The organism is Candidatus Bathycorpusculum sp., assembly GCF_009778815.1.
GTDB lineage: Archaea > Thermoproteota > Bathyarchaeia > Bathyarchaeales > Bathycorpusculaceae > Bathycorpusculum > Bathycorpusculum hydrogenotrophicum.
In genome coordinates this window covers 17,435-42,788 of sequence record NZ_WRFL01000014.1, presented here as the reverse complement: position 1 = coordinate 42,788, position 25,354 = coordinate 17,435, and the positions used below count along the sequence as shown (strand labels likewise).

At 43.3% G+C, this 25,354-nt stretch carries 26 protein-coding genes and 1 tRNA gene; 15 read left to right on the top strand and 12 right to left on the bottom strand.

Annotation, left to right across the window (positions count from 1 at the left end):
- Nucleotides 1–702: 702 nt before the first annotated feature.
- Nucleotides 703–1,434 (bottom strand): glycosyltransferase, encoded by a 732-nt coding sequence (locus tag FWF39_RS04640; RefSeq protein ID WP_343382273.1) that lies wholly within the window; start codon nucleotides 1,432–1,434, stop codon nucleotides 703–705.
- A gap of 676 nt (nucleotides 1,435–2,110) precedes the next feature.
- Nucleotides 2,111–2,422, bottom strand: a complete 312-nt coding sequence (locus tag FWF39_RS04635; RefSeq protein ID WP_343382272.1) for a hypothetical protein — start codon at nucleotides 2,420–2,422, stop codon at nucleotides 2,111–2,113.
- Between the two features lie 304 nt (nucleotides 2,423–2,726).
- Here FWF39_RS04635 and FWF39_RS04630 point away from each other — a divergent pair, with 304 nt between their 5' ends.
- Entirely contained in the window at nucleotides 2,727–3,509 is a 783-nt protein-coding gene (locus FWF39_RS04630; protein WP_343382271.1) for a sugar phosphate isomerase/epimerase family protein, read from the top strand.
- Here FWF39_RS04630 and rnz read toward each other — a convergent pair.
- The 5 genes from rnz to prs form a co-directional block, all read right to left on the bottom strand.
- Nucleotides 3,498–4,418 (bottom strand): ribonuclease Z, encoded by a 921-nt coding sequence (gene rnz / locus FWF39_RS04625; protein WP_343382270.1) that lies wholly within the window; start codon nucleotides 4,416–4,418, stop codon nucleotides 3,498–3,500. The two genes, FWF39_RS04630 and rnz, sit on opposite strands and share 12 nt — an antisense overlap.
- Nucleotides 4,419–5,491: 1,073 nt before the next feature.
- Nucleotides 5,492–5,620, bottom strand: coding sequence for a hypothetical protein (locus tag FWF39_RS04620; RefSeq protein ID WP_343382269.1), 129 nt, complete (start codon nucleotides 5,618–5,620; stop codon nucleotides 5,492–5,494).
- Between the two features lie 103 nt (nucleotides 5,621–5,723).
- Nucleotides 5,724–6,740 carry a DUF4157 domain-containing protein gene (locus tag FWF39_RS04615; RefSeq protein WP_343382268.1) on the bottom strand — a complete coding sequence of 339 codons (1,017 nt, stop codon included), beginning with the start codon at nucleotides 6,738–6,740 and terminating at the stop codon, nucleotides 5,724–5,726.
- 392 nt (nucleotides 6,741–7,132) lie between these two features.
- Nucleotides 7,133–8,212 carry a DNA methyltransferase gene (locus FWF39_RS04610; RefSeq protein WP_343382267.1) on the bottom strand — a complete coding sequence of 360 codons (1,080 nt, stop codon included), beginning with the start codon at nucleotides 8,210–8,212 and terminating at the stop codon, nucleotides 7,133–7,135.
- Between the two features lie 4 nt (nucleotides 8,213–8,216).
- The gene (prs, locus tag FWF39_RS04605; protein ID WP_343382266.1) at nucleotides 8,217–9,095 is read right to left on the bottom strand and encodes a ribose-phosphate diphosphokinase; all 879 of its coding nucleotides are present in this window, start codon (nucleotides 9,093–9,095) and stop codon (nucleotides 8,217–8,219) included.
- A 164-nt stretch (nucleotides 9,096–9,259) separates the two neighbouring features.
- On the opposite strand from prs, the gene FWF39_RS04600 reads away from it, so the two are divergent.
- Both FWF39_RS04600 and FWF39_RS04595 read left to right on the top strand, forming a co-directional pair.
- On the top strand, nucleotides 9,260–9,757 hold the full coding sequence (locus FWF39_RS04600; protein WP_343382265.1) for a DUF3856 domain-containing protein: 498 nt from the start codon (nucleotides 9,260–9,262) through the stop codon (nucleotides 9,755–9,757).
- Nucleotides 9,758–9,762: 5 nt separating this feature from the next.
- Entirely contained in the window at nucleotides 9,763–10,566 is an 804-nt protein-coding gene (locus tag FWF39_RS04595; protein ID WP_343382264.1) for a biotin/lipoate A/B protein ligase family protein, read from the top strand.
- 1 nt (nucleotide 10,567) lies between these two features.
- Here the strand turns inward: FWF39_RS04595 and cysS are convergent, their stop codons facing one another.
- Complete coding sequence (gene cysS, locus FWF39_RS04590; RefSeq protein WP_343382263.1) at nucleotides 10,568–12,064, bottom strand: cysteine--tRNA ligase; 1,497 nt, start codon at nucleotides 12,062–12,064, stop codon at nucleotides 10,568–10,570.
- A 503-nt stretch (nucleotides 12,065–12,567) separates the two neighbouring features.
- On the opposite strand from cysS, the gene FWF39_RS04585 reads away from it, so the two are divergent.
- Both FWF39_RS04585 and FWF39_RS04580 read left to right on the top strand, forming a co-directional pair.
- Complete coding sequence (locus tag FWF39_RS04585) at nucleotides 12,568–13,320, top strand: dihydrodipicolinate reductase C-terminal domain-containing protein (RefSeq protein ID WP_343382275.1); 753 nt, start codon at nucleotides 12,568–12,570, stop codon at nucleotides 13,318–13,320.
- A 147-nt stretch (nucleotides 13,321–13,467) separates the two neighbouring features.
- Nucleotides 13,468–13,599 carry a DUF2080 family transposase-associated protein gene (locus FWF39_RS04580; protein ID WP_343382262.1) on the top strand — a complete coding sequence of 44 codons (132 nt, stop codon included), beginning with the start codon at nucleotides 13,468–13,470 and terminating at the stop codon, nucleotides 13,597–13,599.
- Between the two features lie 530 nt (nucleotides 13,600–14,129).
- Here FWF39_RS04580 and FWF39_RS04575 read toward each other — a convergent pair.
- Nucleotides 14,130–14,510, bottom strand: a complete 381-nt coding sequence (locus FWF39_RS04575; protein ID WP_343382261.1) for a hypothetical protein — start codon at nucleotides 14,508–14,510, stop codon at nucleotides 14,130–14,132.
- 288 nt (nucleotides 14,511–14,798) lie between these two features.
- Between FWF39_RS04575 and FWF39_RS04570 the strand changes: the two genes are divergently transcribed.
- The 8 genes from FWF39_RS04570 (at nucleotide 14,799) to truD (ending at nucleotide 20,919) form a co-directional block, all read left to right on the top strand.
- A complete protein-coding gene (locus FWF39_RS04570) occupies nucleotides 14,799–14,927 on the top strand; it encodes a hypothetical protein (RefSeq protein WP_343382260.1) in 129 nt (42 codons plus the stop codon).
- A 244-nt stretch (nucleotides 14,928–15,171) separates the two neighbouring features.
- A complete protein-coding gene (locus FWF39_RS04565) occupies nucleotides 15,172–16,011 on the top strand; it encodes a hypothetical protein (protein WP_343382259.1) in 840 nt (279 codons plus the stop codon).
- 159 nt (nucleotides 16,012–16,170) lie between these two features.
- Nucleotides 16,171–16,248: transfer RNA gene (locus FWF39_RS04560), tRNA-Arg, on the top strand.
- A gap of 440 nt (nucleotides 16,249–16,688) precedes the next feature.
- Entirely contained in the window at nucleotides 16,689–17,582 is an 894-nt protein-coding gene (locus FWF39_RS04555; protein WP_343382258.1) for a hypothetical protein, read from the top strand.
- A 239-nt stretch (nucleotides 17,583–17,821) separates the two neighbouring features.
- Entirely contained in the window at nucleotides 17,822–17,959 is a 138-nt protein-coding gene (locus tag FWF39_RS04550; RefSeq protein ID WP_343382257.1) for a hypothetical protein, read from the top strand.
- A gap of 330 nt (nucleotides 17,960–18,289) precedes the next feature.
- Nucleotides 18,290–18,955, top strand: coding sequence for a hypothetical protein (locus tag FWF39_RS04545; protein WP_343382256.1), 666 nt, complete (start codon nucleotides 18,290–18,292; stop codon nucleotides 18,953–18,955).
- A 188-nt stretch (nucleotides 18,956–19,143) separates the two neighbouring features.
- Complete coding sequence (gene pth2 / locus FWF39_RS04540) at nucleotides 19,144–19,509, top strand: peptidyl-tRNA hydrolase Pth2 (RefSeq protein ID WP_343382255.1); 366 nt, start codon at nucleotides 19,144–19,146, stop codon at nucleotides 19,507–19,509.
- 15 nt (nucleotides 19,510–19,524) lie between these two features.
- Entirely contained in the window at nucleotides 19,525–20,919 is a 1,395-nt protein-coding gene (gene truD / locus FWF39_RS04535; RefSeq protein ID WP_343382254.1) for a tRNA pseudouridine(13) synthase TruD, read from the top strand.
- A gap of 164 nt (nucleotides 20,920–21,083) precedes the next feature.
- Here the strand turns inward: truD and FWF39_RS04530 are convergent, their stop codons facing one another.
- Complete coding sequence (locus FWF39_RS04530) at nucleotides 21,084–22,229, bottom strand: hypothetical protein (RefSeq protein ID WP_343382253.1); 1,146 nt, start codon at nucleotides 22,227–22,229, stop codon at nucleotides 21,084–21,086.
- A 344-nt stretch (nucleotides 22,230–22,573) separates the two neighbouring features.
- Here FWF39_RS04530 and FWF39_RS04525 point away from each other — a divergent pair, with 344 nt between their 5' ends.
- Nucleotides 22,574–23,314, top strand: coding sequence for a hypothetical protein (locus FWF39_RS04525; RefSeq protein ID WP_343382252.1), 741 nt, complete (start codon nucleotides 22,574–22,576; stop codon nucleotides 23,312–23,314).
- 268 nt (nucleotides 23,315–23,582) lie between these two features.
- Nucleotides 23,583–24,152 (top strand): hypothetical protein, encoded by a 570-nt coding sequence (locus FWF39_RS04520; RefSeq protein WP_343382251.1) that lies wholly within the window; start codon nucleotides 23,583–23,585, stop codon nucleotides 24,150–24,152.
- On the opposite strand, the gene FWF39_RS04515 is transcribed toward FWF39_RS04520, so the two are convergent.
- On the bottom strand, nucleotides 24,149–24,715 hold the full coding sequence (locus tag FWF39_RS04515) for a nicotinamide-nucleotide adenylyltransferase (RefSeq protein ID WP_343382250.1): 567 nt from the start codon (nucleotides 24,713–24,715) through the stop codon (nucleotides 24,149–24,151). The two genes, FWF39_RS04520 and FWF39_RS04515, sit on opposite strands and share 4 nt — an antisense overlap.
- A gap of 205 nt (nucleotides 24,716–24,920) precedes the next feature.
- Complete coding sequence (locus FWF39_RS04510) at nucleotides 24,921–25,199, bottom strand: zinc ribbon domain-containing protein (protein WP_343382274.1); 279 nt, start codon at nucleotides 25,197–25,199, stop codon at nucleotides 24,921–24,923.
- Nucleotides 25,200–25,354: the final 155 nt, after the last annotated feature.

The window sequence follows — 25,354 nt, the reverse complement described above, 5'->3', positions numbered from 1 at the left end:
TGTATAGGTGGTAGTAGAGAAATATCAGAAGCAGTCTGTCGGTTAGGTTGAGTTTGAAGGGCTGGCCGGCTCCTATGGCTCGTTTGCGGTTCTCTTGGGTTAGGCGTTTTTGTTCGTAGGTTTTATATTTTTGGGTTATTTGTTGGTTTAGGGTGTTGAATTCTTTGAGTGTGAGGCCTGTGAAGTTCTTGAAATGTTCGGGATGTTTAGATAATATGGCGTAATTTAGTACACAAATACCTTAAAACCCAAATAAAGCGCCTGTACGCTAATAAAACCTCCGATTCATTGTTATTAAACGCGTGGTGTCGCAGACATTTATAAGGTTGATGTCAAAATAAGTGTTTGCTGTTTTAAATTGGCAGACTCTCTATTTCAACCCTAGCATAATCAATATTTTGAAACTGTTCCGAAAACGCTAAACATAATCTGTCTTGTGTAAAACCACCTAAACAGGCAAAGCGTGTGCGTTATCTCTTTGTTTAACTATTGCGTTTGTTTTGAGGCGTTATGGGTTCAAATGAGGGTTATGTGTACAGTTAGATGGAACTCGAATATTATGGAGTGGTGCCGAGGGCTAACTGACGTTGGTCGTTTGAAGGGTCAGTCGCAATTGACAAATTTATGTTAGCTTTTAACATATGCTGAAGTAAATAACACAGCTGATTCTGTTTACTGATTTGACTGCGGATATGTTTGTTGTTATCTGATGGATTCGTAGCTGGAGGCGTGTAGGCGTTTGAAGGCGTAGAAGTAAATGTAGTTTTTCCACCATATCCGATAGCTTTTGAGTACGCCCCACTGTTTTAGGCGGCGGCTGGATTCAAACACCGGTGAGGAGAGGACTTTTATTTTGCCTAGTTTTGAGGCGTTTATGAGCAGTTCGGTGATTTCCATCATGCAGAGGGTTTCGTTGAAGCCTCGGATTTTTTCAAAGGTGTCGCGTCTGATGGCCATGATGTCGCCGCGGTTATAGAATCCGATTAGAAATGGTAAAAATGCGCAGGCTCTGATAAATGCGCAGTCCAGTACGTAGAATATTTTGGCTGAAACTGTTAGTTTTGCTTGTCCGATGGGCATGACAAATGAGATTGTTGAGACTGCTTTTTTATTTTTAAAAATGTTGAAGAGATCTTTTAGGGTATTTCTTTGTAGCAGTGTGTCGGCGTCCATGAAAACTAGTATTTGGCCTGTGGCTTTGGCGGCGCCATAGTTACGTGCTTTGGGTAGGCCTTGTGTTGCTAGGTGGTGTACTTTTGGGGTAAATTGGCGGGCGATATCGGCGGTGTTTTCGGTGCTACTATCCACCACGATTAACTCGGTGGTGATGTCGTCTTTTTTTGCTTCTTTTATGGCGTGTTGCAGATGGGTTAAGGTGTTTGCTATGTAGTGCTTTTCGTTTTTTGTTGCTATAATAATTGATAAATCACACATACCGGTTCCCTGTGGATTTTTGCCGTTGCCTCTCTCTTTTCTCTATTGTTCAGATAGTTGTTGTAGTATAATTGTTTGCTTACTACATTAACCAACTGTTTATCGTCTGTATTAGTGTTTGCTTGGTTGCTCTTGATTTGCGTATTGGGTTACTTGTTTGGTACTTGGATTGGTCCTGGTGCTGTGCCTTCTGTGTAGGTGCCATATACAAAGCCGTTGTTTAATTCTATTTGGGCATCTGCATCCTTGAGTGTAATGGCTCAGGAGTTAGGGTAAAGTTTATTATTGCTTGAATATGAGCGTCTTCCCAGATTGTTGGGTTGTTTTCGTCTGCTTGATCTGCTGTTGTTGCTAAATTAATGTAGGCGTAAGGGACTGTGACAGTGAACCAAGGTGCGATTTGAGCTTTAGCTCCGCCTGTCTCCCGGTCATAAGGTACTGTATGGGCATGATGATGACTGTTGCTATTTCGATCACTATGGCAAAAATGATTAAAGCAATTACTGCCCTTCTCTTGCTCTTCATTGCTTTTTCACTATCTATACTACTTTCCACTGAAGTATATAATCTTCCCCAAAACAACCCGTCCAAGACTTTTCTGAAAACAAAAATAGCGTAATCTGTAGATAGCTAACGTTATGAGGCAAATAAACAGGAAAGGGAATGGCTGGTGGTGTTAGCGCCAGTTGATGTTTACTGATAGGTCTTTGGCGTTGTTAAATTTTAGCCGCATGCTGATTCGACCGGGGTTAAACATGTCCAGATCCATCTCTTCTGCTGATAGATTTTTTGCTCCTCCGCTAAGATCGATCGATTTGCTATATTTATCTTGGATTAGGATCAAAAACATTTCTCCCTCTGCAATATTGCTGTCTATTGTGAGTTTATTTAAATCTTGTTGCGTTAGATCGCAGTAAATGGTGCTATAACCCTGTGCGCTCTGAGCGGAAAATGTCCAGATACTATTGGTGTGAGTTTCAAACATCATTGGAAACATGCCTGAGTAGTGATCTACCCCGTTATTGACCATTTTAACACAAAGATTGCGCCAATCATGCTGGCCACCACTACCCCTACCACAATAATGGCCGCCAAAAACACTGGCTTTATCTTCTTTTTTGAATTTGAATTTTTTTCTCCATTGATTTGCCCTCTGATTTCTTGTCCTATACTGACAGGCGATATATAGCGTATGTTCTGCTCGGCTCCTTTTTTGGTTGGTGGATGGAAGATAGTTGGTTTTGGGCCGCTAGGTTATTAGGGTGGGTTATGCAGAGTTTTTGAGGTTAGTTATGTCTAAAGCAAAAATTGGCGTTTCAATGTTTTATTGTGTGGGTGAGTCTTTTAACCGTATGGTTAAGCGTCTTGATACCCACGATACCAAATATATCGAGCTCTTTGATGATGCCACCCATGATTTAAGTAAAGCTCGTATTGTTCAGTTAAGAGAAGTTGCCAAGTCTTATGGCTTAACTTATTCTGTTCATGCTCCCTTCTCAGACATAAACATCGGCTCCATAATAAAACCCATGCTCAATGCCTCTCTTAAACGTCTCAAACAATCCCTTCTCAATGCCAGCGCCATAGATGCCAAGATGTGGGTTTTTCACCCTGCCCAGCGCACAGGTATTGGTCAATTCTATCCGGATGCTGATTTTAAAAATATGTGCCAAAGCATCGAGCTACTCTACACCCAAGCTGAAGAGTTAGGGGTTAACATTTCTTTGGAAAATATGCCTGGAAAATACTGGTTTTTAATGAGCACCCCTGAAGAATTCCGCCGTCTATATCGCGAAACTAGTTTGCCTGTGGGCATAACTTTGGATTTGGGGCACGCTAACTTGGAAGGTCAAGTTCAGCCCTTTATCGATGAGTTGGCCGACAAAATTGTGCATATCCATGCCAGCAACAACTATGGCACTGATGATCAGCACAATGGCGTAGATGAGGGAACCATTGATTTTGTTGGATTTACCGATGCTCTTAAAAAAATTGGTTATGATAAAACCGTTGTTGTGGAATCTATAACTAATGTACCTCAAAGTATTGCCCGTCTAAAGCAGCTACTCGCTTAGCGGCAACTCGAGGCTCAGATAATCCTCTGCTAATATGCTGTTTGGAAACACTTTTTTTGCCTGTTCCAAAAGTAAACTGCCATCTGAGTAACGGGCGCTTATATGTGATAGAACTAGACATTTCGCTTGGGCCGTTTTTGCCTGCTCGGCAGCTTGGCTAGCTGTTGAATGTCCATCGGTATCTGCTTTTTCTTTTAGAGCATCATCAAAGGTCGCATCATGAATAACCAAATCCGCCTTGTTTGCAAACTCGCCAAACCCCGCAAAAGGTTTGGTGTCGCCGGTGTAGATGATTTTTCTCCCCTGACGCATAGGTCCCATCACATCACTTGGTTTAACTATGGTGCCGTTTGGAGCCGTGACTTCTTGGCCACTTTGGAGCTTAGACCACAATTCACCTTCCGCAATTCCCTGAGTTCTTGCCTTGTTGGGGTAGAATCTGCCCGGACGTAGCTTTTCTATAAATGCAAAACAGTAACCCTCAACAGTATGGTTTGATTTTATGACCCTGACCTGATATTTCTCTTGATCACAAATGATACCCTCAGAAAGAATTTCATTGATCTCTACAGGGTAGGTTAGGCCAAAATTGAGGGTTTCTTTGGTACAGATTAAAAAATTTTTGAGACCAGAGGGGCCATAAACTTGCAGGGGTTCTTTACGATCCATAAGGGCCATTGTCTGCAGTAACCCTGGTAAACCTAACACATGGTCACCGTGAAGATGGCTGATAAAAATTTTCATTCTGCGGTGAAAGCTGACTTTAGCTGCTATCATCTGATGCTGTACATTTTCACCGCAGTCAAACATCCACTGCTCAGGCGGACACTGCACTACCACACAAGGCAAGCTCCGCTTCAAAGTAGGGACACTACCACTTGTTCCTAAGAACACAACCTGTAAACTCATAACCCATCTACCTTCTCTAACACTATTGACTGTGCAGACTGTAAATTTGGCCAACCAGTCAGTCAGTTAGATAGTGTGTTGGCCGTTAACTCTACAGCACACTTTGCTCTGTTATATATCAGCGTACCAAAAAGGATTTTAGAATATCGGTGGCCTTTTTGAAAACCTGAAAAAAGAAGCAACATATCCAAATACCCAAAAATGGGTCCAAAAGAAAAGTTTTCACTCAGAGAGCGAAATGTTGGTGCAATGATTTCCATAAGAAAGTGAAAGGGCAAAAAACCTATGCAAAAATATGCGAAATGTCAAATGTCCATCAAAGAACTCTTAGACTTCAAAACTGCTATCGTCACTATTGTCTGCTTTTATCATGCCGCTTCATTTTCTCGTAAGTGCTCAAATTTATGTCATCCCTAAGGCGATAGCAGTTACTTGTTGATATGATTGTAACTACTATTTTAAATTTTTGAGTTCGGCTGTTTATAATTTGTTTTGTTATTGCCCCATAAATTGGCTTTCACCTTAAGAGTTAACGCTCAAAGAAGCATTATAAAAAATAGTGAACATCACCAAAAAACTGACAGAAAAAAGAATCATGCATAAAGTTGCCTGAACCAGAAAAGAATACTGTTAATGTATTTGTGAACTTGCTTTATTTAGTGTTCAATATGAGCTCTCAAAATCAAAGTCTGAGCCGCGATTTTGAGGAAAGGCTCCAGACACAGACAGGTGAGTCCCACTTTCGGAACCTTTCAAAACTACGGACACCCGTCGGTTAAAAGAATCCAAGAAATGCTGTTTTTGATGTAATAGTGATGCGCACTAAACGAGTTCTGTTAGCTTTCGAGTAACAAATCAAAGGGGTGAAAACAGGGAAAATCTTGACAACATTATTAGTTGCATCAGTGCCCTAAGGAACAAACATGCACAATAAGAGTTTTCATAGCAATAGAGCACCCTAAACAGCAGGTAAATTATTTTGAATCAACGCAAATCAAGCGTTAAACGAGCATCATAGGCACAAAATTGCCGTGTTCCAGTATTTGGCCAACGGTCAAAACAAAGCAACCTGCTCAACGTTCGTGTGTTTGTCGTGTAATTGGTTCAGGTGTAGATAGCTCCTTAGTATGGAAATCCTTTTCGTCCTCCAAAAGATCACGCATGGTTGCCATCGCTAATGCAATTTCCTCCAAAACTTTCACAGTGTCCTTTCCCTCCTTCGCAAGGATCGCTACGGCCTCTAAATCTCTTACAACCCCTGTCAATTCCAAAAGTGAAAATACGTGAAGTAAATGATTCACTATTTTAAATAGCGGTTTCGCTTTGCCATAAAAATCTCCCCAAAAGCAAATTATTTACAAATTCTGCAGTTGAAAATAGGATGGACAATTTCTGCACCTTGGTCGTTGCCGTGGCTGCGAGGTACGTAGAGCCCAGACTGGCGATTGTTACGCCATATCCGATTGTTTCTGCCAGTTTCCACCAAAACGCTGTATCATACTCATCTTTGAGATGAAATAGAGCTGAAGCAGGCACCTCGATATCTTTTCCGTCATCAGGCATTATCACCCTAACCATCAATGTTTCAGGTATAAGTATTCCGTCCCCAATAAAAGCACCCATAACATAATTGCCCTCATCAAGTCCTCTATCCACATAATGATACAGCTGTGATACAGTCAATTTGACACGCATCATTCCTCCTTCTTCTCGACTAACTTCCATTGGGGTAGCTGATATATGATTATATGTGGGTTTTATATAGATAAAAGTCATATGTCCGCCAGGTGGGGGGTATACGTAGGACGCATGATTTGATGATTTCTGAGAGTCTTTAGCTTCTTCTTGGTTTTGAATTATTTTTGTGCCTAATTGATTTTGTTGTTGAAAATGCCCTAATTCGTGTCTGAGGAGGTCTGTACCTTTTTGGGTGTTTGGAGCAAAATGGTTTTTTCCAAAATAGATATCTTGCCCGTAGCAAGTTGCTTTGGCATTTAATGCACCTGTTAGATTGACAGCATAATTGTCTGTGTGCACTCGAACGGAGCCAAAGTTGTAACCAAAATCAGTTTCCATTCTTGCTCTTGTTTTGCTGTCAAGCGCTTCACCGCCGCCTGAAGTACCTAATCGACCTATCAGCGCTTTTCTTTCAGACGCAACAGCCGTCGGATCGTTTATGGGCAGGTCACAAAAATTATATGCATAGCGTCCATATTCGGGGGTACTTTGTTGAGGTTTCATTAACTCTGAGACTGTAAAACTACTGCAACCGCTACTATCTGCTTTTTTATCAGGTTGCTTCGCTTTTTCATAAGTATTCAAAGTTATGTCACCTCTAAGGTGATAGCATTTACCTTATTGTTATGATTGCAACAGTTATTTTAAATTTTCGAGTGTTAGCCATTTACCCGGACTCGAAAAAACGCTTATAAATATACTTGAACTTATTCTCTTTAGTGTTTAAAATGAACTCTCAAAACCAAAGCCGTGATTTTGAGGAAAGGCTCCAGACACAAACAGATGAATCCCACCCCCTGCATCATTATATATAAATACGTAAGGGGTTGTCCAATGGTCGTAAACCACCTGAGACAAAATTTAGTATTAATTTTAAAAATGAGACTGGTTGTTTTTGCTGAGCTTAGATGATATACCCGGTAGTGTTTTGGTTCTCTGGATTTTATGTTGCAGTTTCTGATCAACATATGTTGTGGTTATGTTGTTTTTTTGTAGACGACGATTTCTCTTGTTAGTGACCGGTGGATATATACTGTGTGTGCTTCTAGTTTTTTGAATCCCAAGTTTTCGGCAAATCCTCCAATTTCTTGGGATATGTGTTCGATTTCTCCTGTTTGTTTTAGCTTTATAGGAAGTGCAATGCATATTCTTTGTCCTGGACTTAGCAGGGTGTGTATTTCGGTCATTACGTCTTTGACTAGCTGCATGGTTGTTGCTTTTAGGGTGCTTGATGAGCGGCCATAGGGTGGGTCAGTTACAACTGCATCAACTTTGCAGAGGGGAATTTTTCTGGAGTCTCCCCAGATCAGGCCCTCGGCGTCAATGCCAAAGTGTGCGAGGTTTTTTTTGGTGCCCCTGATCATTCGTTTTTGTGCGTCTATTCCGATTGCGCGGCAGCCGATATATGTGGCCTCTATAAGGGAGGTGCCTGTGCCGCAGAATGGATCTAACAATATTGATTCGGTTTTGGTGTGTGCTAAATTAACCATGCATCGGGCCATCTTTGATGGCATGGCTGAGGGATGGAAGAATGGTTTTTTGCGGGGCCGGCGCTCTGAAAACGTTTTTGAGGTGATATCGGTAAGTTTTAGACCCAAGATCAGTTTATCGTTGGTGATTATCCCCATAAACGTTTTGTCGGGATTTTTGAGGTTGACTGTGGTGCCGGGGGTTTGGTTTAGGATTTGTTTGCCCAGCTTGATCTCAAGGGTCATGGTGTTGATTTCGCTGTCCGCATAGTTTTTAATGCGGTTGATGCGCACGGCAAAGCTCTCGCCGTTTTTTAGCACAGAGGTGAAGTCGGTTTTGGTGGTTGTGTTGAGTATGGCTTCATAGTTGGCGTCTGCGATCAGGAGTTCTTGGGCTGAGACTCGGGTGTAGGCTGAGCGGATCTGAACTGCTTTAACACTCTCCAGATCAGCTTCTAGACGCAGGACTTGGTCGAGTGTTTGGATGTTTGTTGTGGGGTAGCCTTCGGCTTCTAGGATTGCTCTAACTTCTGCGGCTGGCAGAGTAGCGTTTTCGCCTGAGAGCAGAAAGAAAAGCGGCGTTATCACTAAATTACTGCGTCCTTAGGGCTTGACTAATAAGGGGTGCTAACGAAACTTGACTGGCTGCTCCAACAACACTATCGGTGCCCACGATTTCCTCAACTCCCGCGTCTAGGATGCGTTTTTGTGCGTCGCCTATGAGTAATCCGTGGACGCAGCCGCAAAAGATGTGTGCGGCTCCTTGTTCTTTTAGAATTTTTGCCGCACCCACAATAGTACCCCCTGTACTTATGATATCATCTAATATGATGACGGTTTGGTTCTTCACATTTAGGCCCTCTGCAGTTTGCACAGTTTGGCCGGTGTGTCGATCGCGGGTTTTGCTTAGATGCCCCGCATCACCACCCAAAACTGTTTGGGCTTGCTGGGCAATATACATCGCCCCCTTATCAGGCGCTAGGGCATATGCGCCTCTGTAGCCTTTTTGGACAAAATAATCTGCAATAAGCCCCACAGCACTAAGCGACTTTGCCGGAAAAGGAAACTGGGCTAAGGTCTGCTCAGAGTGAATATTTAGGGTGAGTAGCTCATCGACACCTGCGGCTTTAAGCATACGCGCCAGTGTTTCAATACTTATCCCCTCCCCGGAGAGAAAAATCTTGTCTTGGCGCGCATAGGCCAAATACGGCACAACCGCACTCACTTTAGTGGCGCCGCCGCGTTTTGCGCAGTCTGCCAAAAATGCAAGTTGCAAAAGTCGCCCATCTTGAGCCGGCGGACAAGTCGTTTGAATAATAACCACCTCCTCACCCAAAACCTCCCCGTCGAGGCGGACATAGGATTCGCCATCAGGAAAAATCTTTGAAACCACCGAAACACATGCAATACCACTTTGGGCTGAAACAGCCTCAGCAAGAACCGTTGATGCCGGACCACAGATAATCTTCATATTATTCCTTCTGTGCTGCTTGTAGAATACCGCTTAGGTTTTAAGCATTATCCACAAGCTTTCTAGTACTCCATCACGGCATTGCACATTATTGTATATCCTTAGAAAATCTGTTAAAGATATGCATAAGAATATATCCCCATTTGCGACTACGTTATAAACATATGAACACAGCTCAGATACTCTCTGAGATGCAACAGGCCCTGCGTGATGCTGAGGCTCTATTTCACAGCGGCGACTATACAGGTTCAGCTGAATGCTACACCCATGCTCTAACACTTAGCGCCTCTCTACCCAACGATACCCCCTTTGACCGTTCCCGCTTTGAAGCCTCCTGCCAAGCCGGCTTATCTGCAGTATTTGGCCGCCTAGATAAACCGTTTGAGAGTTTTGCAGCTGCCAACAAAGCCCTGGTCTTCTATGAAGCAAATGGTGAACAATACCCCGCTGATATTGGCCGCTGGCTAATGGCCATTGTCAATCAAGGAACCGCCCTAGCCGCTTTTCACTGTTTTGATGATGCCCACGCCGCCTTTAGACGCGCCAAAGAACTCTTCATAAGCAAAGGTCTAGACACCCCCCAAAATAAAACCTGGCTCACCATGGTTGAGGGAAACATTACCACCCTAAGCGCACACCTAGCCAAAGAGGGGGGGTCCTAAATATTATGAATATCTGGCGCTACCTCCCGCTCTCCACTTATTTTGCGGCCCAAAACATGGCTATCGATGAAGCCATCTTGGCCGCCCGTATCGATGACAAAGTTCCCAATACCCTGCGCCTCTACCGCTGGAACCCCTCTGCAGTTAGTATAGGCCGAAACCAAACCCTCCAAACTGAGATCTACTCTGAGGCGGCCTCTGCTTTAGGCGTGGATATGGTTAGACGTATAAGCGGTGGCGGCGCAGTCTATCACGACTTTGAAGGCGAAATCACCTACAGTGTTGTTGCCAAAGCCTCTGATTTGGACAACAACACCACCGTTGCCGCCGTTGTTGATCCCGCTCTGATCTATACCAAAATTTATGGTGCTCTAAGTGATGCCCTGCGCCTCTTAGGAGTCCCTGCCGACTACAACACCGGCGATGCTAAAAACTGTCCCAACCTCACCGTTTTGGGTAAAAAAATCAGCGGCAGTAGCCAAATCATCAGCCGCGGCGTGGTTCTACAACACGGCACTATACTTATCGCCCTTGATCTACCCCAAATGTTTCGCGTATTAAAACTCAAAGATGTAGACTGCACCCAAGCTGTCGAGATCGCTAAACCCAAACTCACAAGCATCCAAACCGAGCTGGGACACAAAATCAGCCCCTCAACAGTTGCCAACGCCCTAGCCCAAGGATTCAAAGCAATACTAAAAATCCAACTCCAAGAAAACCAACTCAGCCCCGAAGAAAAAAATGCGGCAGAAAAACTTGAAGAAAAATACCACTCAAACAACTGGTTGCTAAACGCAAAGCTAAGCTAATCTAGTTTTTTGTTTTGTTCCATCTTATGCCTTGTGCGGTGTCTTCAAGCACAATACCCATAGTTTTGAGTTGATCTCGAATCATGTCTGCTTCTTTCCAATTTTTAGCTCTGCGAGCCTCTTCGCGCTTCTGCACCAAAGCATCAATATCACCTGAGAGCGCTTCGACAGGTTCGACTTTGCCAATGACTCCTAAAACCGTATCTAACTCCATTATGGTCTCTTGGGCGTTTGCGGCCTCTGTTTTGCTAACCTTTTTGGCATCAAGCAGACTGTTAAACTCACGCACAAAATCAAACAAACATGAGAGCGCTATAGCTATATTTAGATCATCATTCATAGCATCGCTAAAATGTTCTTCGAGCTTAGCAACCAGCACAGCAGGTTTGGCTACTGAGTCTGTTGCTGTTGTTGCTGGTGTTGTTGTTTGGGTTTGTTGTATTTCTTGGAGACGGCGGACAAAGGTTTTGAGTCGTTCGATGGTGGTTGTGGCGGATTGGAGTCCTTCGAGGGTAAAGTTGAATTGTTGGCGGTAGTGGGTGGATATGAGCAAGTAGCGTATGGCAATCGGATCATAACCCTTAGCTAAGAGATCTCTTAGAGTGTAGAAGTTGCCTAGGCGTTTGCTCATTTTTTTGCCCTCGACTTGGAGGTGTTCGTTATGCATCCAGTAGTCTACAAATTTTTTGCCTGTGGCCGCTTCGGATTGGGCAATTTCGTTTTCATGATGGGGAAACATGTTGTCGATGCCGCCGCAGTGTATATCAAAACTCTCACCCAGATACTTCATACTCATAGCGGAGCATTCAATATGCCAGCCGGGCCGACCTTTGCCTAATTCTGTCTCCCAATATACTTCTCCATCCTGGGGGGTCCAAGCTTTCCAGAGAGCAAAGTCTTGGGCTTCTTCTTTGGTATATTCGTCTTGGCTGACACGCGCGCCTGCTTTGAGTTCACCAATTTTTAGATGTGCTAGTTTGCCATAATCGTGCAATTTGCCAACTGCAAGATAGATAGATTGATCTTCGCCTCTATAGGCAATATCTTTGTTTAGCAGGGTTTTGATTAGGGTGACCATTTCGGGGATGTGCTCGGTTGCTTTGGGGTAACAATCGGCAGGTTGGATGTTTAGAGTTTTTATATCCTCAAAAAACGCATTTATATAGAAATCTGTAAACTGTTGCAGACTCTGATTTTTAGCTTGACTGCCCTTGATAGTTTTATCATCAATATCGGTGAGATTCATAATATGTGTAACTTTATATTGGTGGTATTTGAGCCACCGCTTGAGCAGATCTTCAAAAAGAAACGCCCGAAAATTGCCAATATGAGCATAATCATAAACCGTGGGACCACAGGTATAGAGCTTAACCTCACCGGGAATCTGGGGAACAAATTCTTGCTTGGTACGAGTTAACGTGTTAAAAACACAGAATACCGATGATGACGAGTTAGTAGAAGTGGTACTGGTGGTAGTGGTAGTGGTAGTGGTGGTCATGTTGTGTCTGCTGTTAAGTAGTTGTGGAAATTATTTAAGCGTTCATAGCGCGGTGGTGTTTTGTGTTTATGTGTTGCTCAGTTGGGTTTGTGTTTAGGTGCTGTTTTGTGGGGGGCAGGTTGGTTTTGTGTGTTTGGGTTGGAATTTTGGTATGCATTTTGGTGATTAAAAAAGTTTAAAGCGGTGTAAATGTTGGGAGTTTTGGTTTTTTTGCAAGGAAATGGTTGTTGGAGTTGTTGTTGATGAGTTGGGTTTGGTTGTGGTGTTGGGGGCGGCGTGCGTGTTGTTATTTGTTTGTTGCAGTTCCATACTCTTCAGTTATGTGCTAACTTGCCATATATGCAACTGAAATATTTGTGCATATTTTGTTTTTTAATGATATAACTGTTTATATATGTGTAGAAATGTGGTGCGTTATTATTGTTTGATGTGGTGGTTTGTGTTGTTATGTTTTGTGAAAAGTTATATAAACTGTGAGTTTGTAGAAGACAAGAGTGTTAGATATGCGAGTGGGTCTTTTTGGATTTGGACGGGCAGGGAAAGACGTTGCAACGGTTTTGTTGCAAAGCGACGAAGCTGATCTCTGCTGGGTCGTTAGAAAAACAACAAACCTCCAGCATCGCTCAGTTCCCGAATTTCTAGGAATCACAGATGATAACCAAGGTTTAATCTTTACCAAAGACGAATACACCCCCGCCCAGCTCTTTGACACCCACCCCGTAGACGCCATAATTGATTTCTCCTCTGCTGATGCCATACTAACCTACGGCGACGAAGCCGCCAAACGCGGCATATGCATAGTAACAGCCATATCCTCCTACCCCCAAACAACCATCGACTACATAGCCAGCCTAGCCGACAAAACCCGCATCCTCTGGTCACCCAACATCACCATAGGCATAAACTTTCTAATCCTAGCCGCAAAAATCCTAAAAACTATAGCTCCCTACACCGATATCGAACTAATCGAAGAACACTTCAAAACCAAAAAAGAAGTCTCCGGTACAGCCCTAAAAATATCCCAAACCCTAAACCTCGCAGACGCCGACATCAAATCCATCCGCGCAGGCGGCATCATAGGCCGACACGAAATCATATTTGGATTCCCCCACCAAACCGTCCGACTAATCCACGAATCCATATCACGCGAAGCATTCGGCAACGGTGCCCTATTTGCAACCCAAAGCTTAATCAACAGAAAAAACGGCCTCTACAACATGGAAGACCTCCTAATACCCTACTTTACCCTCAAATAAACAACCAAACCAATCCACCCAAAAACAACAACCTGTGCCCTTTTCTAACTACCCTAACACAACCAAACCCTACCATCACCTTAATTGTTCATGCTAAGATCCAAACACTAACACCTCACCTGAACGTCTAGATTCCAAAAGGGGTATATGTCCGGTAGTGTATGGTTGGGTATGCCGCGCAGGATTGGATTTAAATCAGGCGATTTTCGAGTTGATGAGAGTGTTGAGGTTGTCTACGAGAGCAAAGTAACTCCCTTTGGGGATTCTGCCAAAATCTGAGCCCCTAAGCGCTTCATTGGTAAACGAGCCCTATGTTGTGATTCAAAGACTAAAACCACAAGTAACTAAACAAACCTACCCCCAACACAAAGGGTACACTAAAACAAGATCCCAAAAACGTCCGTTTCTTTACCTGCACTTCCAAGCACTTATGTCTCAAAGTCGCTAAAAATAACGCCCGTTTTCTGCTCAACATAAAAGATGAAAAATCAACATTAGATAACTTGTTTGTATCACCTGTTAATTCTGAACTTGAGTTCTGTCTGCAAGCGGCGAATGCAGTGGCTGGGGCTTACTTTCAAAAATATAAGCACAACAAGATTGTATGTGGGCATTATGGCTGATAAGGTAATACTGGCTTTAAGTGTCTTTGGCCATAAGGTATGCGAACCCTATAATGTAGCTGAGCTTTGTACCGTGTTTTCTCGTAATGCAACAAACCCTAAAAGAATATACTTTTTCTTAATATATCAAATCTCAATCGTAACAACCGAGGAGCTGACAGAGTATGTCAGCGGTACAAAAAACCCTCAGCCAAAAATTTTAGTTAACTCGTCCAGTATTAAGTTCCCTTTATGTGTGGGGTTGTCAGTTAAGTGTTTGCGCACTATCTCTAGATTTTTGATCTCTTGATTCGGATGCAACGTTGACCCGCTTAAATGACGGACCTCACCCGACTCATATTTAAACGAGACTCTTGTAGGTTTTTTAGGCCGATCCATATGTAGATGTGGACGTTTACTCCCATCGTTATCTGGAAAGAATACGCCACGGCTCCCATCACATAGCTGGGGGATTACTGCGTCAGTAGTTCCGGGTGTTTGATTAGCTGTTTGCTGAGTTGGTTCATTTGTTTTGTTGGTTGTATCCATTGTTTGATTTCCATCTTTGTTATTGGATGAGTTTGTCATATTATCACCGTGATTTTTGACATTTTTTGTTTATTTTGTATAACGTTTTTGTTACAATTGATGTGTATTGTAGGGTGAATTTAAGTTGGATGAGGGGTTTATGAAATAACTCTTAAGCCTAACTTAAGCTGGAAAGCGAGTGTTTTTGAAAGCTGATTTGTGTCTTCCTATAAAATATCTCGTTTCTGAGAAGCCAAAACTTAGCCCGCTTAACATCAAACAAAAAGAGAGAAAACAGAAAAGGCGAAAAAGCTATCAGGGTTACTTTATCGGTTGAGGTTGTAGGGTTTGATAACTGCCTATCGATGTGCTTCCAAACGTGATGTAACGTTGTATGGTTCAGTCACACCCATGAACACTGTAGCACACGGCATATGCAGTTCCGCTAAACTTTTCGCTTCCTCAACAACAGTATAACAGCTCCAACAATAACTAACCTGAATAACTAACCCGTCAATCATCAACTCTGCCCCTGTGGTGAGCGGGAGTTTGTACATTTTGCATTAAATCAGCTGTTCTTCAATAACTTTGGTTGTGATGGGTAATGTTGTTTGACCAAAAATTAAACAAAACCTGGAACTAACTTATAGTAACCGTGTTTATTTTTTGTGTTGGCGTAAATTACATATCTGTGCCAAACTGTATCTGTGTGGTGGTTGGAATGAGACAGGTCTTTAGTGCATTCCTGTTTGCCCTGTTGGTTGGTACATTGGTTTTTGCAGGTCTAGGCTGTATGGGTGAGGTGCAGGCTCAGAGTGCTTCAAAGAAACCAGCCATACCTGAGTTCACAGTAAAATATGTAAATCACCCCATCCACTATCCACCTGTTGCCACCACTAACCCCTATACCGGCGAAACAACCATAACAAACCCAGGCGGCACATATGACCACTGGGTAATTGAAGTCACCGTTAAAAATCAAAAGTTTACCTCCACCAAAGATTCAAGCGGCAACTGGACACAGCTATTCTACACTGTAGGCTATAAGGGACGATTTGAAGACGAATGGCAAACTCAGCCTGGAAGTCCCTCAAGCGGTTATACACCCGCTTCCAAATCCGACATCACCGTAATAGAGTTGCCATCTTGGTTCTTATCACAAGTTCCCAACGGCGGCATGATTGATATCAAGGTACAAGCCTTAATCGGTACCCAATACTCACAAGGAATAAACATGCCCTGGACTACCAATTGGCACACTTTCCAGGGCGAAATGGGTGATTGGAGTAACATACAAACGCTAACAATCAATCATGATACCATAACCTCGACACAACCTCCCAGCACATCCCACGACCCCTCTCTCCAAACTCCCGAGGCAACTTCTGGTGAGACGAATAATCAGTTAGAGATACAGTTTGATTTGGATTGGCGGGTTGTGAGTGTTGTTTTATTTGCGGGAGTGGTGGTCTTAGCTTGTGTGGCTGTGTATGAGCGAAAAAAACTTCAACACAACAAAAAAATCCAAACCGATAGTCCTAACCGATCCTTTAGGATTTAACCTACTCTCTTGTTATGCATAAGTGAGTGGGTGTTGAGGTGCTATATGTTGCCAGCATGCCTGGTGGTGAAAGAATCTTTATTAAATGCAGTCTGGGTACATTGGGAACACGGGAACCAGAAACATCAATGAATAGAAACCCGTTGAAATACAACACGCGGGCGAGTAGCTCAGTACGGATAGAGCATCAGCCTTCTAAGCTGAGGGTCGAGGGTTCAAATCCCTCCCCGTCCGCCATTTCTTTATATTCTGAACATGTGGCGAGCTTTGTTACTTTCATTATTTTACTTCCAGTTACTTCCGGTTTATGATACATATAGACTCGTTTGCCGTCTTGAAAGTAGCTGTAGTGTTGTATTCTTTGATTATTTCCTTTCTAATAATCGATCTTAGACAGATGATCTAAGATATCTTTTCCAAGCCAGAGCAGTGATAAGGATGAAGCAAATATGTGATAATGTGGTTTAGACTCTTCTCTTCCCGATATTTTTGGCCAATATTGTTAAAAATAAACCTGACGATTATTTTACATCACACATTTTTATGTATAACTGTATGTATGAGGGTGATTCTGAGGTGAATCTTTTTGAAAGCAAGTTTGACACAATATTGATATATCGATAACTCAATATATGTTATATGTAGACACGTGATTTATGTCGTGTTAGGTGAATATTATGAAAACTAAAATGCAAAAAAATATGATATCTATATTTGTGGCGTTTGTGCTTGTTATTGGTTGTTTTGCAACAATTGCACCAACAGCAAACGCGGCACCAAATACCACCACACATTGGGAATTAGCGGACACATTTACCGATGATGATGGCAATAGTCACAATGTGTTACTTACTTTTGATACTATTGGTAACGGTGACACTTTGTTACTTTACGTAGCGGTGTACGTAGATGACGTTCAGACTCTTGTGAGCGGACCCTTGACTGGCTATGGCACAGGTAATGTTGCTGAACAGCCTCCTGTTAAGATAGGCGGTTACACAATATTTGTGGGTATTCAAGGAAATGAAATCGGTAAAGGCGGAACCCCTGATATTATTGACGGTTCTGGTCTCAAATGTGAGTTTGTCGAAATAGAGGGTGGTGTAGAGCCCACGTGCACACAGGCCGGCTATAAACTATTGCAGTGCAAAAACCACGGTGAGGAAATCCAAGAACCAATAAAGAAACTTGGCCACAACTTCGTCTTTAAAGAAGGCCAACCCGCGTCTCCTACTGAAGCCGGCTATAAAACTTTCGTATGTACTCGTTGCGGCGAGACCTTTACAAAAATCATTCCAGCAACAGGTGTGCCCGAAACGCCCGAATTTACAGTGACAGTTACCAACGATACGCAAGATGGCGATAATGAAATTGTGTGTACAATTAAAGCATATCTTAACGGAGAATTAGCGGCAACTAAAACTGATATTAGCGTACGAACCCGTGGAAATAGCGGTACTTTCTCGTCAAAGGCATTTACTTTTGACGGACTTGACGGTTCCTACATAGTGAGCTTCGATGTAGATGACAATAATAATGTCATCGGTGAAGGTCGCGTTACACCTGCATAGTATGATGTGAGTTTAAAATAACAACATCAATCTTTTTTTGTTTCAGTAAGCAACAGTTTTCTTATGGATTGCCGTTAAGTTTTATTTAACAGTCAGTAAAATATTGAGATATGTGTAAGTCTATTCATATTCGTCGTCAAAGACAAGACGAAACAGGGCGAGGTACAAGCGGCTGGAAAATGGCATAAAGTAAGAACGAATAGAACAAAGAGAAAGTGATATCTTAGAAGATACGATTTATGAGCCGAATTATTCGGATGGCCTATCTTGAAACCAAGGCTTCTCCTGTCACGTTTATTGTAGCAACTGCTGAGAAGATTGGGGTAAGTAAAGGCACTATTGAACTCTTAATCCATTTATCTAAATCGGTTAACTGATGAAGCTAAAGAAGTATTAGATGCATATGGTCGAATCAATTGTGATTCATTGTGGATTTATTTTTAAACACTGCCATACCATCGCATATCAACCAACAATGGTTTCTGATTTTTTGTTTGTGGTTTGTTTGTCTGTTTTGCCTGGAGTTTGTGCGGTGTGATGTGGTTAGTTGTGTGTTGAGGTTTGGTTTAGGGGTTGTTAAAAGATAAAATTTTATGTTCTAGTTGGCGGTTTTTATTTTTATATGTTTGATTATTTGTTGTGTTGATGCAGTCACATAAATTAAATATGTTGTTTTTGTTATGAACAGCTATCAAGGAGAAATTTTGATGGCTAAAATTCAAAAATCTTTAGCTTTGACAGTGCTGATGTCTCTACTAGTGTTGGCGGCATTCACTGCTGGAAACCTGTTTGTTCAAAGCCAAGACATATCCACTCCTCTGCCCACCGAACATCCCACCTCTATTCCTACTGGAACCCACCATCCAACCTCTGAACCCACCGGAACCCACAATCCCACAGCTTCTCCCACACCAAACCAAACCCATACAGGGACTCCAACTCCAACAATGACAACCCCAACAGTCTCCCCAACAACTGGAGTGGGAGGCGTTAATTGGGGCATGTGGGGCTGGCTGATCGGAGGCCTAATCGCCCTAATAGCCATACTACTGATAGCCTGGGCAGTCTACCACTCCCGACACAACCGTTACCACCACCCAACACAAGACATCCACGGCCACACCAACCCCGAACAAGCACACCAAAGACGTAGCTACACAACCGATGAAACACACCAACCCTCCACAACACAAAACACCCAACGAACCTACTCCGAGGACATAAACCGCCGCCCCCAAGACACAATCGAAAAACGCACCACCACAACAACAACCGAATCTGACCGCATCCAATCATCCCTAGACGACCCCGCCAAACACCAAACAAATGATATCGACAAACGCCTCTTCCCCGAAGACACCGAAAACACCTAAACACACAAGATATCGATGATACCCAACCAGCAAGAAAAGCAAGTTCCCTTTTCTTTTTGTTAACAAAATGCACGTATATATTTTTTTACTCTTGGAATTAGGTTGTCTCTTCGCATGATCCAGCATTAGTATGTTTGATGTTTGCAAAGCCTTAAAATCTCGGGTGTTAACTAGGAACTGGAACCTTCATGTCTGATGAATTTGAATACAAACAGGTTATTGTCTTTCGTATGGATTTGCAGATGGGTAAAGGCAAAATCGCCGCTCAAGCTGGTCATGCGGCTATCTCTGCTGCGCAGGATGCTTTTGTTCATCATAAGAAGTGGTGGGATGCTTGGTTGTTTGAGGGTCAAAAAAAAGTTGCTCTAAAAGTTCCCACTGAGAAAGAGCTCTGTGAGCTTGAAGAAGCCGCTGAAGATTTAGGTTTACCTCACGCTTTGATTGTTGATCGCGGCTTAACCCAAATCCCCGAAGGCTCTATCACCTGTCTGGGTATCGGCCCTGCCCCAGCCCAAAAAATTGATCGTCTAACCGGACAGCTTAAACTATTGTAGCAGGTTGATAACTTTTTGAGTGTTTCTGAGCTTGATAAACTCTTAGGTATGGAAGTCTACGCCACCAAAACATCTGGCATAGGCGGAACCATCAAAACAACCGCAGATGATTTCATTGTCGAAGAACTCTTAGTCGATGGCTCCAAAGCCAGCATAACAGGCGACGTCCCAAACAAAGCCTTAGGCTCCACTTCCATCTCCACTCCCACTCCTACCCCAACAACAACGGCACAGCGCCAACGTTATCTGCTCTGTAGTCTTGTTAAGCGTAACTGGGATACCTTTACGGCTATCAAAAATTTAGCCAAAGCCCTAAACATAACCCAAGCCCAAATACAATTCGCCGGCATAAAAGACGCCAAAGCCCTAACCGCCCAACACCTCACCATAGAAAACATCCACCCAGAAAACCTCACTCAACTCGAACTCAAAGACGCCCAAATACACCCCATCGGCTACATACGCGAAATGCTCTCCTTGTTCTACCTCTTAGGTAACAATTTTACCATAACCATCAAAAACCTAACCACCCCCCCAACAGAAGTTAAAGAACAAATCGAGCAAACCACCCAAGAACTAACCCTCATAGGTGGCATCCCCAACTTTTTTGGCCACCAACGCTTCGGCACCACCCGTCCCATAACCCACCTAGTCGGCAAAGCCCTGCTTGAGGGCAAAATAGAAGAAGCCGCCCTAACGTTTCTAGCAAACCCCAGCCCCCACGAACACCCCCAATCCCGCCAATCCCGCCAAGAATTACAAGAAACAAACAATTTCAAACAAGCCGCCCAAACTTTTCCCAAACAACTCCGCTACGAAAAACTCATGCTAAACCACCTAGCCGAAAACCCCCAAGACTTCACCGGAGCCTTCCAACGCCTACCCCCCAAACTCCAAGCACTCTTTGTCCAAGCGCATCAATCCTATCTGTTTAACCGCTTTCTTAGTGCACGCATCAACCACGACCTGCCCCTAAACATCGCCCAAGAAGGCGACTTTGTAGTCAACATCGAACGAACAGGCCTACCTTTGACAACTGCAGAAAAAATCGTCACCCCCCAAAACATCAACCAGATTAATGAAGCACTCAAAGCAGGCAAAATGCGCGTAGCTCTACCGCTTTGGGGCTTTAAACAAAAACTCTCAAGCGGTATCATGGGCGAAATCGAACAGACCATCCTAAAACAAGAAGGTCTTGAACCCGAAAACCTCCAATCCAACCCACTGTCTAGGATAAGCGGCAGAGGTAGCTTACGCACAACCACCACACCCCTAAAAAATTTCACCCAGAAAAATAACCCCAACCCCGACTCAATAACCCTTAGCTTTATGCTCCTGCGCGGAAGCTATGCCACAGTATACCTAAGAGAACTCATGAAACCCATTAACCCCCTCAACGCAGGCTTCTAAACCCTGCGCGTTGATCCTACATTTACCTCTAAATTCCGAAAAAAAAATTAACTGTTGCGAACAACAGACTGCCTTTTCTTTTATAAATTCGGCCATTAAACTTGCATTACTGTCAGCACATAATTGATTTAACCTCGGTGAAGCTATGCATCTGGTAGTTTGTGCTATTTTAAACTGGCTAGTGTTCCGTTTGTGTAGCTTATGTCATAGTTGTTATAGCCCTGTCTAAACGGTGCCGTCCAAACTACCTTTGAACCTATTTGTGTATGGTATACTTCGTTGTCTTGGGGATGTCTGTTGTATGCTGCTACCGCCTGGTTATTGGAAAATACCACCCCATCATAAACATAGAACCCCCATAGATTTCCAACAAACGCTCCCCCGCCGTTGTTTGATGCGACGTTATTGGCGATCTCTCCGCCTAACAACCATACCTCACCGTTGCTGGTGTACATGCCGCCTCCGTTTAGGGCTCTGTTGTTTGAAATTATTCCGCCCGTCATGTTGAATCTAGAGCCGTCAAAAGCAACTCCTCCGCCGCCCGAGGCGATATTTGTGGCTGTGTTGTTTGATATCTCACCGCCAGACATGATAAATTCGCCGCCCCAAATATTCACACCCCCACCCCAGTTAGCAATGTTGCCCGAAATTATTCCATCTATTAAATAAAATATGCCGCTATGGTGGTTGTTTACGCCGCCGCCACCCTGCTTAGCGGTGTTGCCTGAAATCACTCCGCCTGTCAAACTAAAGATGCAGCTACCGCAGTTATCTACCCCGCCGCCTCCTCGGTTGGCGATGTTGTTGGATATTTCACCACCCGACATAGTAAAGTTGGCCCTATCTGGTGTTGCGTTGTTGCCGTTGTATACGCCGGCGCCTTCTTCAGCGGTGTTTTGGGTAATTGTGCCGCCAGATAAACTGAAATTCCCCTGATTGTATATGCCGCCGCCTATTCCTGCGGTGTTGTTTGAGATCTCGCCATCAATCATGGTTAGAGTGCCCCCGGGATTAACATCTACTCCCCATCCGTAGGCTCCTTTATTGTGGGTTACAATAATGCCCTCAAGGTTCAACAATCCACCTGTCTCAACAGTAAGGGTGCTTTCATCCTCAACTCCTGATAACCTAAAAAATTCAACTCCTTCCTTTTTTGTTGCCTCTTTGTCACTTCTCAAGGTGATCTCTGCTCCAGAAGGGATGGTGAGTGTTGTTTTAGTCAAATTAATATGTCTGCCCAAAACAATAACAACCGCAGTCCCTTTTGCGGAATCCTTAACGGCATTTCTTAGTTCCACTTCAGTTCTCACGTATGTCTCACCCTCTGCCGTAAGGGTCTCAGTGTCTATTTGTGCATAAATAAATAGAGCTAAACCCAGCAACACAAGCAGCGAAAAAATGCTGATGATAGTAAATTTTCTATTATAAGAATTCGATTTGGGTTTAATATTTTCAGTTATACAGACACCAGCCAGTATAGAATATTGACAAGCGCTTATATATTTGATATATTGGCTGTTTTTTGTGTGCTGTTATGGGTTGTTTTGTTGTTGGGTGTTTTGTTCATTTTCAGTGACCCCTCCCCTGTTGAGAAAGGTTGTTTCGTCGATGCTTTAAATAGATAAAACCGCCGTAACGAGTTTTGTGAAGCGCAATGCAAAAACTAGTAACACTCCAAAAACTGATGCAACAAACAAGACCCCAAACAACAACCAAGCTACGCCTAACCTTTGATAGTCCACAGCTAGATGAGCTTTTTCCAGCATTTCAAACAGGAGACTTTGCTGTTCTTTATGGCTCTCAAACAATAACCAACATAATGGCCCAACTTTGCCTCCGAGCTGGTCTGCCCATAGAACAAGGCGGATTAGAGAGCAGCGTAGTTTTTATCGATGCTGCAAACAGTTCCACTCTGCCCGCTATTTACCAAGCAGCCGAACACCAACAACAACGCGAACCCAAAGAAGCATTAGAGCAAATCCAAACTTTGCGAGCCTACACTGCTTATCGATTGCATTGGCTCATAATAGCTGAACTTGAACAAATCATAAAAAAATCAGAGGCCAAACTTGTAGTAATCTCTGATCTTATATGTCCCTTCTTAACTGCAAATGTGGATGACCACGAAGCAAGAGCTGCCTACAATCAAATCATAAACCACCTCTCCAACTTTGCAAAAAAACAAGGCATAATCATAATTGCAACAAACCTCCCCCATGAGAACAACTCAAGAACCCGAACCTTACAAGAAATAACCACCGCAAAAGCAGACATCATCCTTCGCCACACAAAAACACCATACACAAGCGACATAGAACTAGAAAAACATCCCACTTACATGCTAGGTGTTATGGACTATACACCTGAAATCAAAACACTATCCGACTATTACTAACCCTAAAACCACTATAGAAAGATATCAATAACTAAAACTAGAAGACAAACCTGCACTTTGCAGTACAATCTGTGGGTCAATAGCCGGTTTTGCCGTTGCAGTTTGCATGTTTTGCTTCGTTTATTTTTCACCTTGCAAATACAACGTCCAACTGTTAGAATTATCGATTGATTGTTTTTTGTCTTAGTATTTGGTTAAACGCACTGAATTTATGTGGGTAATGCTGATAAAGAAGTGGGTAGTTCTATTATTTGTAGAGGTTTTTATTTTGGGGCATCAAAGTGAGCAGCCATCGGCCTGTGTTATTCCTGTGCATCGTCCCAGTTTGCGGGAGTTTATTTTCTTTTTTTCATGCGGGTTTTTGGTCAGTATTCCGTTTACGCTTTTTTTCGCTCAAATCTACCCTTATTTGCCCAGTTTATTGGTGGTTGCTGTTCTAGCACCCTTTATTGAAGAGTTGGCGAAGGTTTTTCCTCTGTTTTATCGGCATGGCGAAACGGAGCGCTCGATTGTAACGCTTGGGCTTCTTATTGGTTTGGGGTTTGGTATTGCAGAGTTTGTGCTCTATGTTTTTGTCTTGGGAGTGGATCCAGTGGTGCGGATTGGCGGGTTGATTTTTCATGCTTCAAGTGCCGCTATAACGTCTTATGGGATTGCTAAGAAGAATGTTTTGCCCTACTATTTGCTTGCTGTTAGTTTGCATGGTATAAATAACTTTTTTGCCGCCCTATCTGTGAGCTTTTTGGCGGGGGGTGTGGGGTTGCTTGTTTTGCTGGTTGTTTTTTGGACGGCTTGGCGGGTTTGGCATCGCGCCTCGCGGGATCGGGTGGTGAGTTAGCCTATTTTGTCGGTTAGTGCTAGGGCTTTGACTCGGTTTACTCCATCGATTTCGTTTGTTATGAATTCTGCGACGCTTGGGGGTACAAATTCTTTCCAGTTGTCGTCGCGTATCATTTTTTCTCGTACTAGGGTTGACATGTAGACTTTTCGGTCAAAGAAGGGTATGTCTATAACGTGGTAGCCTGCTTCGCTGAAGAGTCTTCGGGTGAGGGGTTCGTTTGTGAAGACGATGTTGAATTTTGGTGTGTAGCCCTCTACTGCGCTGACCCAGAGCATGTGCAGATGGACATCGGGAACCGGCACGATCCAGAGTTTGTTTTCATCGAGGTTTGCTTCTGTGACTGCGCGTTGAATCATGACCAGTCTTTCTCCGGCGGTGAAGGGGTTGCGGCTGTTGTGGCTGTATTGGGCGCTACCGATAACAACAATTAGTTCATCTACGGTTTGGAGTGCATTTTGAATAGCGCACAAATGTCCTTTGTGGAAGGGCTGAAATCTACCGACGTAGAGACCTCGATTAACCACGATGATATTCCCTGCTCTGGTTGCGCTTGGAGACATTTATGATTTGCGCATATGCTACACAAAAACATGAGTGTTGATTGTTGTGAACTGGTAGTGCAATCTGTAGCATGCGGCTGGAGGTGTGTTTGAAGCAGAACAGGGGTGGTAGTCAAGCAACTGTTGACTGGGTGTTTATTTGTAGAGGGTGTTTTGTGGTTGGTTGGGTTTTAAAAATGTGTGGTTGTGGGGTGTGGGTTGGTGGTTATTGTTGTTTTTGTTGTTTCCATCTTTTTAGGTTTGGCATATATGCTTTGAGTTGTTTTCTTGCTTCTTCTACTGTTAGGTTTTGGCCGCTGTTTTTGTTCCACTGGTCGAGGTATTTTAGGTTGTTTTCGATCATTTCGTCCATTGTTATGTTTTGTGTAAAGGCGCCGTTTTGGTAGCAGTAGGTGCAGTAGTCCTCTGATTTGTTTCCATCTTTGTTTGTGCCTTTTGTTTCTTGGTTTTCAAGGGGCATGCCGCAACTTTGACAAAAAACCATTTCGCTCACAATATCACCGTACCAATATGTCTGGGGTTCTATAAAGCTCTAACAGGCTTGGATTTTGGTTTTGTTGTTGGGTTGGGCGAGTTGTTGTCTGGCGGGTTGGTTTGTGTTGTTTGGTGGAACATTTGCAACAGCACTTAATTCTGTTT

What these genes read in the sequence shown, in the direction of transcription:
- FWF39_RS04640 (WP_343382273.1), bottom strand. Translation starts at nt 1,434, where the DNA reads ATGTGTGATTTATCAATTATTATAGCAACAAAAAACGAAAAGCACTAC.
- FWF39_RS04635 (WP_343382272.1), bottom strand. Translation starts at nt 2,422, where the DNA reads ATGATGTTTGAAACTCACACCAATAGTATCTGGACATTTTCCGCTCAG.
- FWF39_RS04630 (WP_343382271.1), top strand. Translation starts at nt 2,727, where the DNA reads ATGTCTAAAGCAAAAATTGGCGTTTCAATGTTTTATTGTGTGGGTGAG.
- rnz (WP_343382270.1), bottom strand. Translation starts at nt 4,418, where the DNA reads ATGAGTTTACAGGTTGTGTTCTTAGGAACAAGTGGTAGTGTCCCTACT.
- prs (WP_343382266.1), bottom strand. Translation starts at nt 9,095, where the DNA reads ATGAAGATTATCTGTGGTCCGGCATCAACGGTTCTTGCTGAGGCTGTT.
- FWF39_RS04600 (WP_343382265.1), top strand. Translation starts at nt 9,260, where the DNA reads ATGAACACAGCTCAGATACTCTCTGAGATGCAACAGGCCCTGCGTGAT.
- FWF39_RS04595 (WP_343382264.1), top strand. Translation starts at nt 9,763, where the DNA reads ATGAATATCTGGCGCTACCTCCCGCTCTCCACTTATTTTGCGGCCCAA.
- cysS (WP_343382263.1), bottom strand. Translation starts at nt 12,064, where the DNA reads ATGACCACCACTACCACTACCACTACCACCAGTACCACTTCTACTAAC.
- FWF39_RS04585 (WP_343382275.1), top strand. Translation starts at nt 12,568, where the DNA reads ATGCGAGTGGGTCTTTTTGGATTTGGACGGGCAGGGAAAGACGTTGCA.
- FWF39_RS04580 (WP_343382262.1), top strand. Translation starts at nt 13,468, where the DNA reads ATGTCCGGTAGTGTATGGTTGGGTATGCCGCGCAGGATTGGATTTAAA.
- FWF39_RS04575 (WP_343382261.1), bottom strand. Translation starts at nt 14,510, where the DNA reads ATGACAAACTCATCCAATAACAAAGATGGAAATCAAACAATGGATACA.
- FWF39_RS04565 (WP_343382259.1), top strand. Translation starts at nt 15,172, where the DNA reads ATGAGACAGGTCTTTAGTGCATTCCTGTTTGCCCTGTTGGTTGGTACA.
- FWF39_RS04555 (WP_343382258.1), top strand. Translation starts at nt 16,689, where the DNA reads ATGAAAACTAAAATGCAAAAAAATATGATATCTATATTTGTGGCGTTT.
- FWF39_RS04550 (WP_343382257.1), top strand. Translation starts at nt 17,822, where the DNA reads ATGAGCCGAATTATTCGGATGGCCTATCTTGAAACCAAGGCTTCTCCT.
- FWF39_RS04545 (WP_343382256.1), top strand. Translation starts at nt 18,290, where the DNA reads ATGGCTAAAATTCAAAAATCTTTAGCTTTGACAGTGCTGATGTCTCTA.
- pth2 (WP_343382255.1), top strand. Translation starts at nt 19,144, where the DNA reads ATGTCTGATGAATTTGAATACAAACAGGTTATTGTCTTTCGTATGGAT.
- FWF39_RS04525 (WP_343382252.1), top strand. Translation starts at nt 22,574, where the DNA reads ATGCAAAAACTAGTAACACTCCAAAAACTGATGCAACAAACAAGACCC.
- FWF39_RS04515 (WP_343382250.1), bottom strand. Translation starts at nt 24,715, where the DNA reads ATGTCTCCAAGCGCAACCAGAGCAGGGAATATCATCGTGGTTAATCGA.
- FWF39_RS04510 (WP_343382274.1), bottom strand. Translation starts at nt 25,199, where the DNA reads ATGGTTTTTTGTCAAAGTTGCGGCATGCCCCTTGAAAACCAAGAAACA.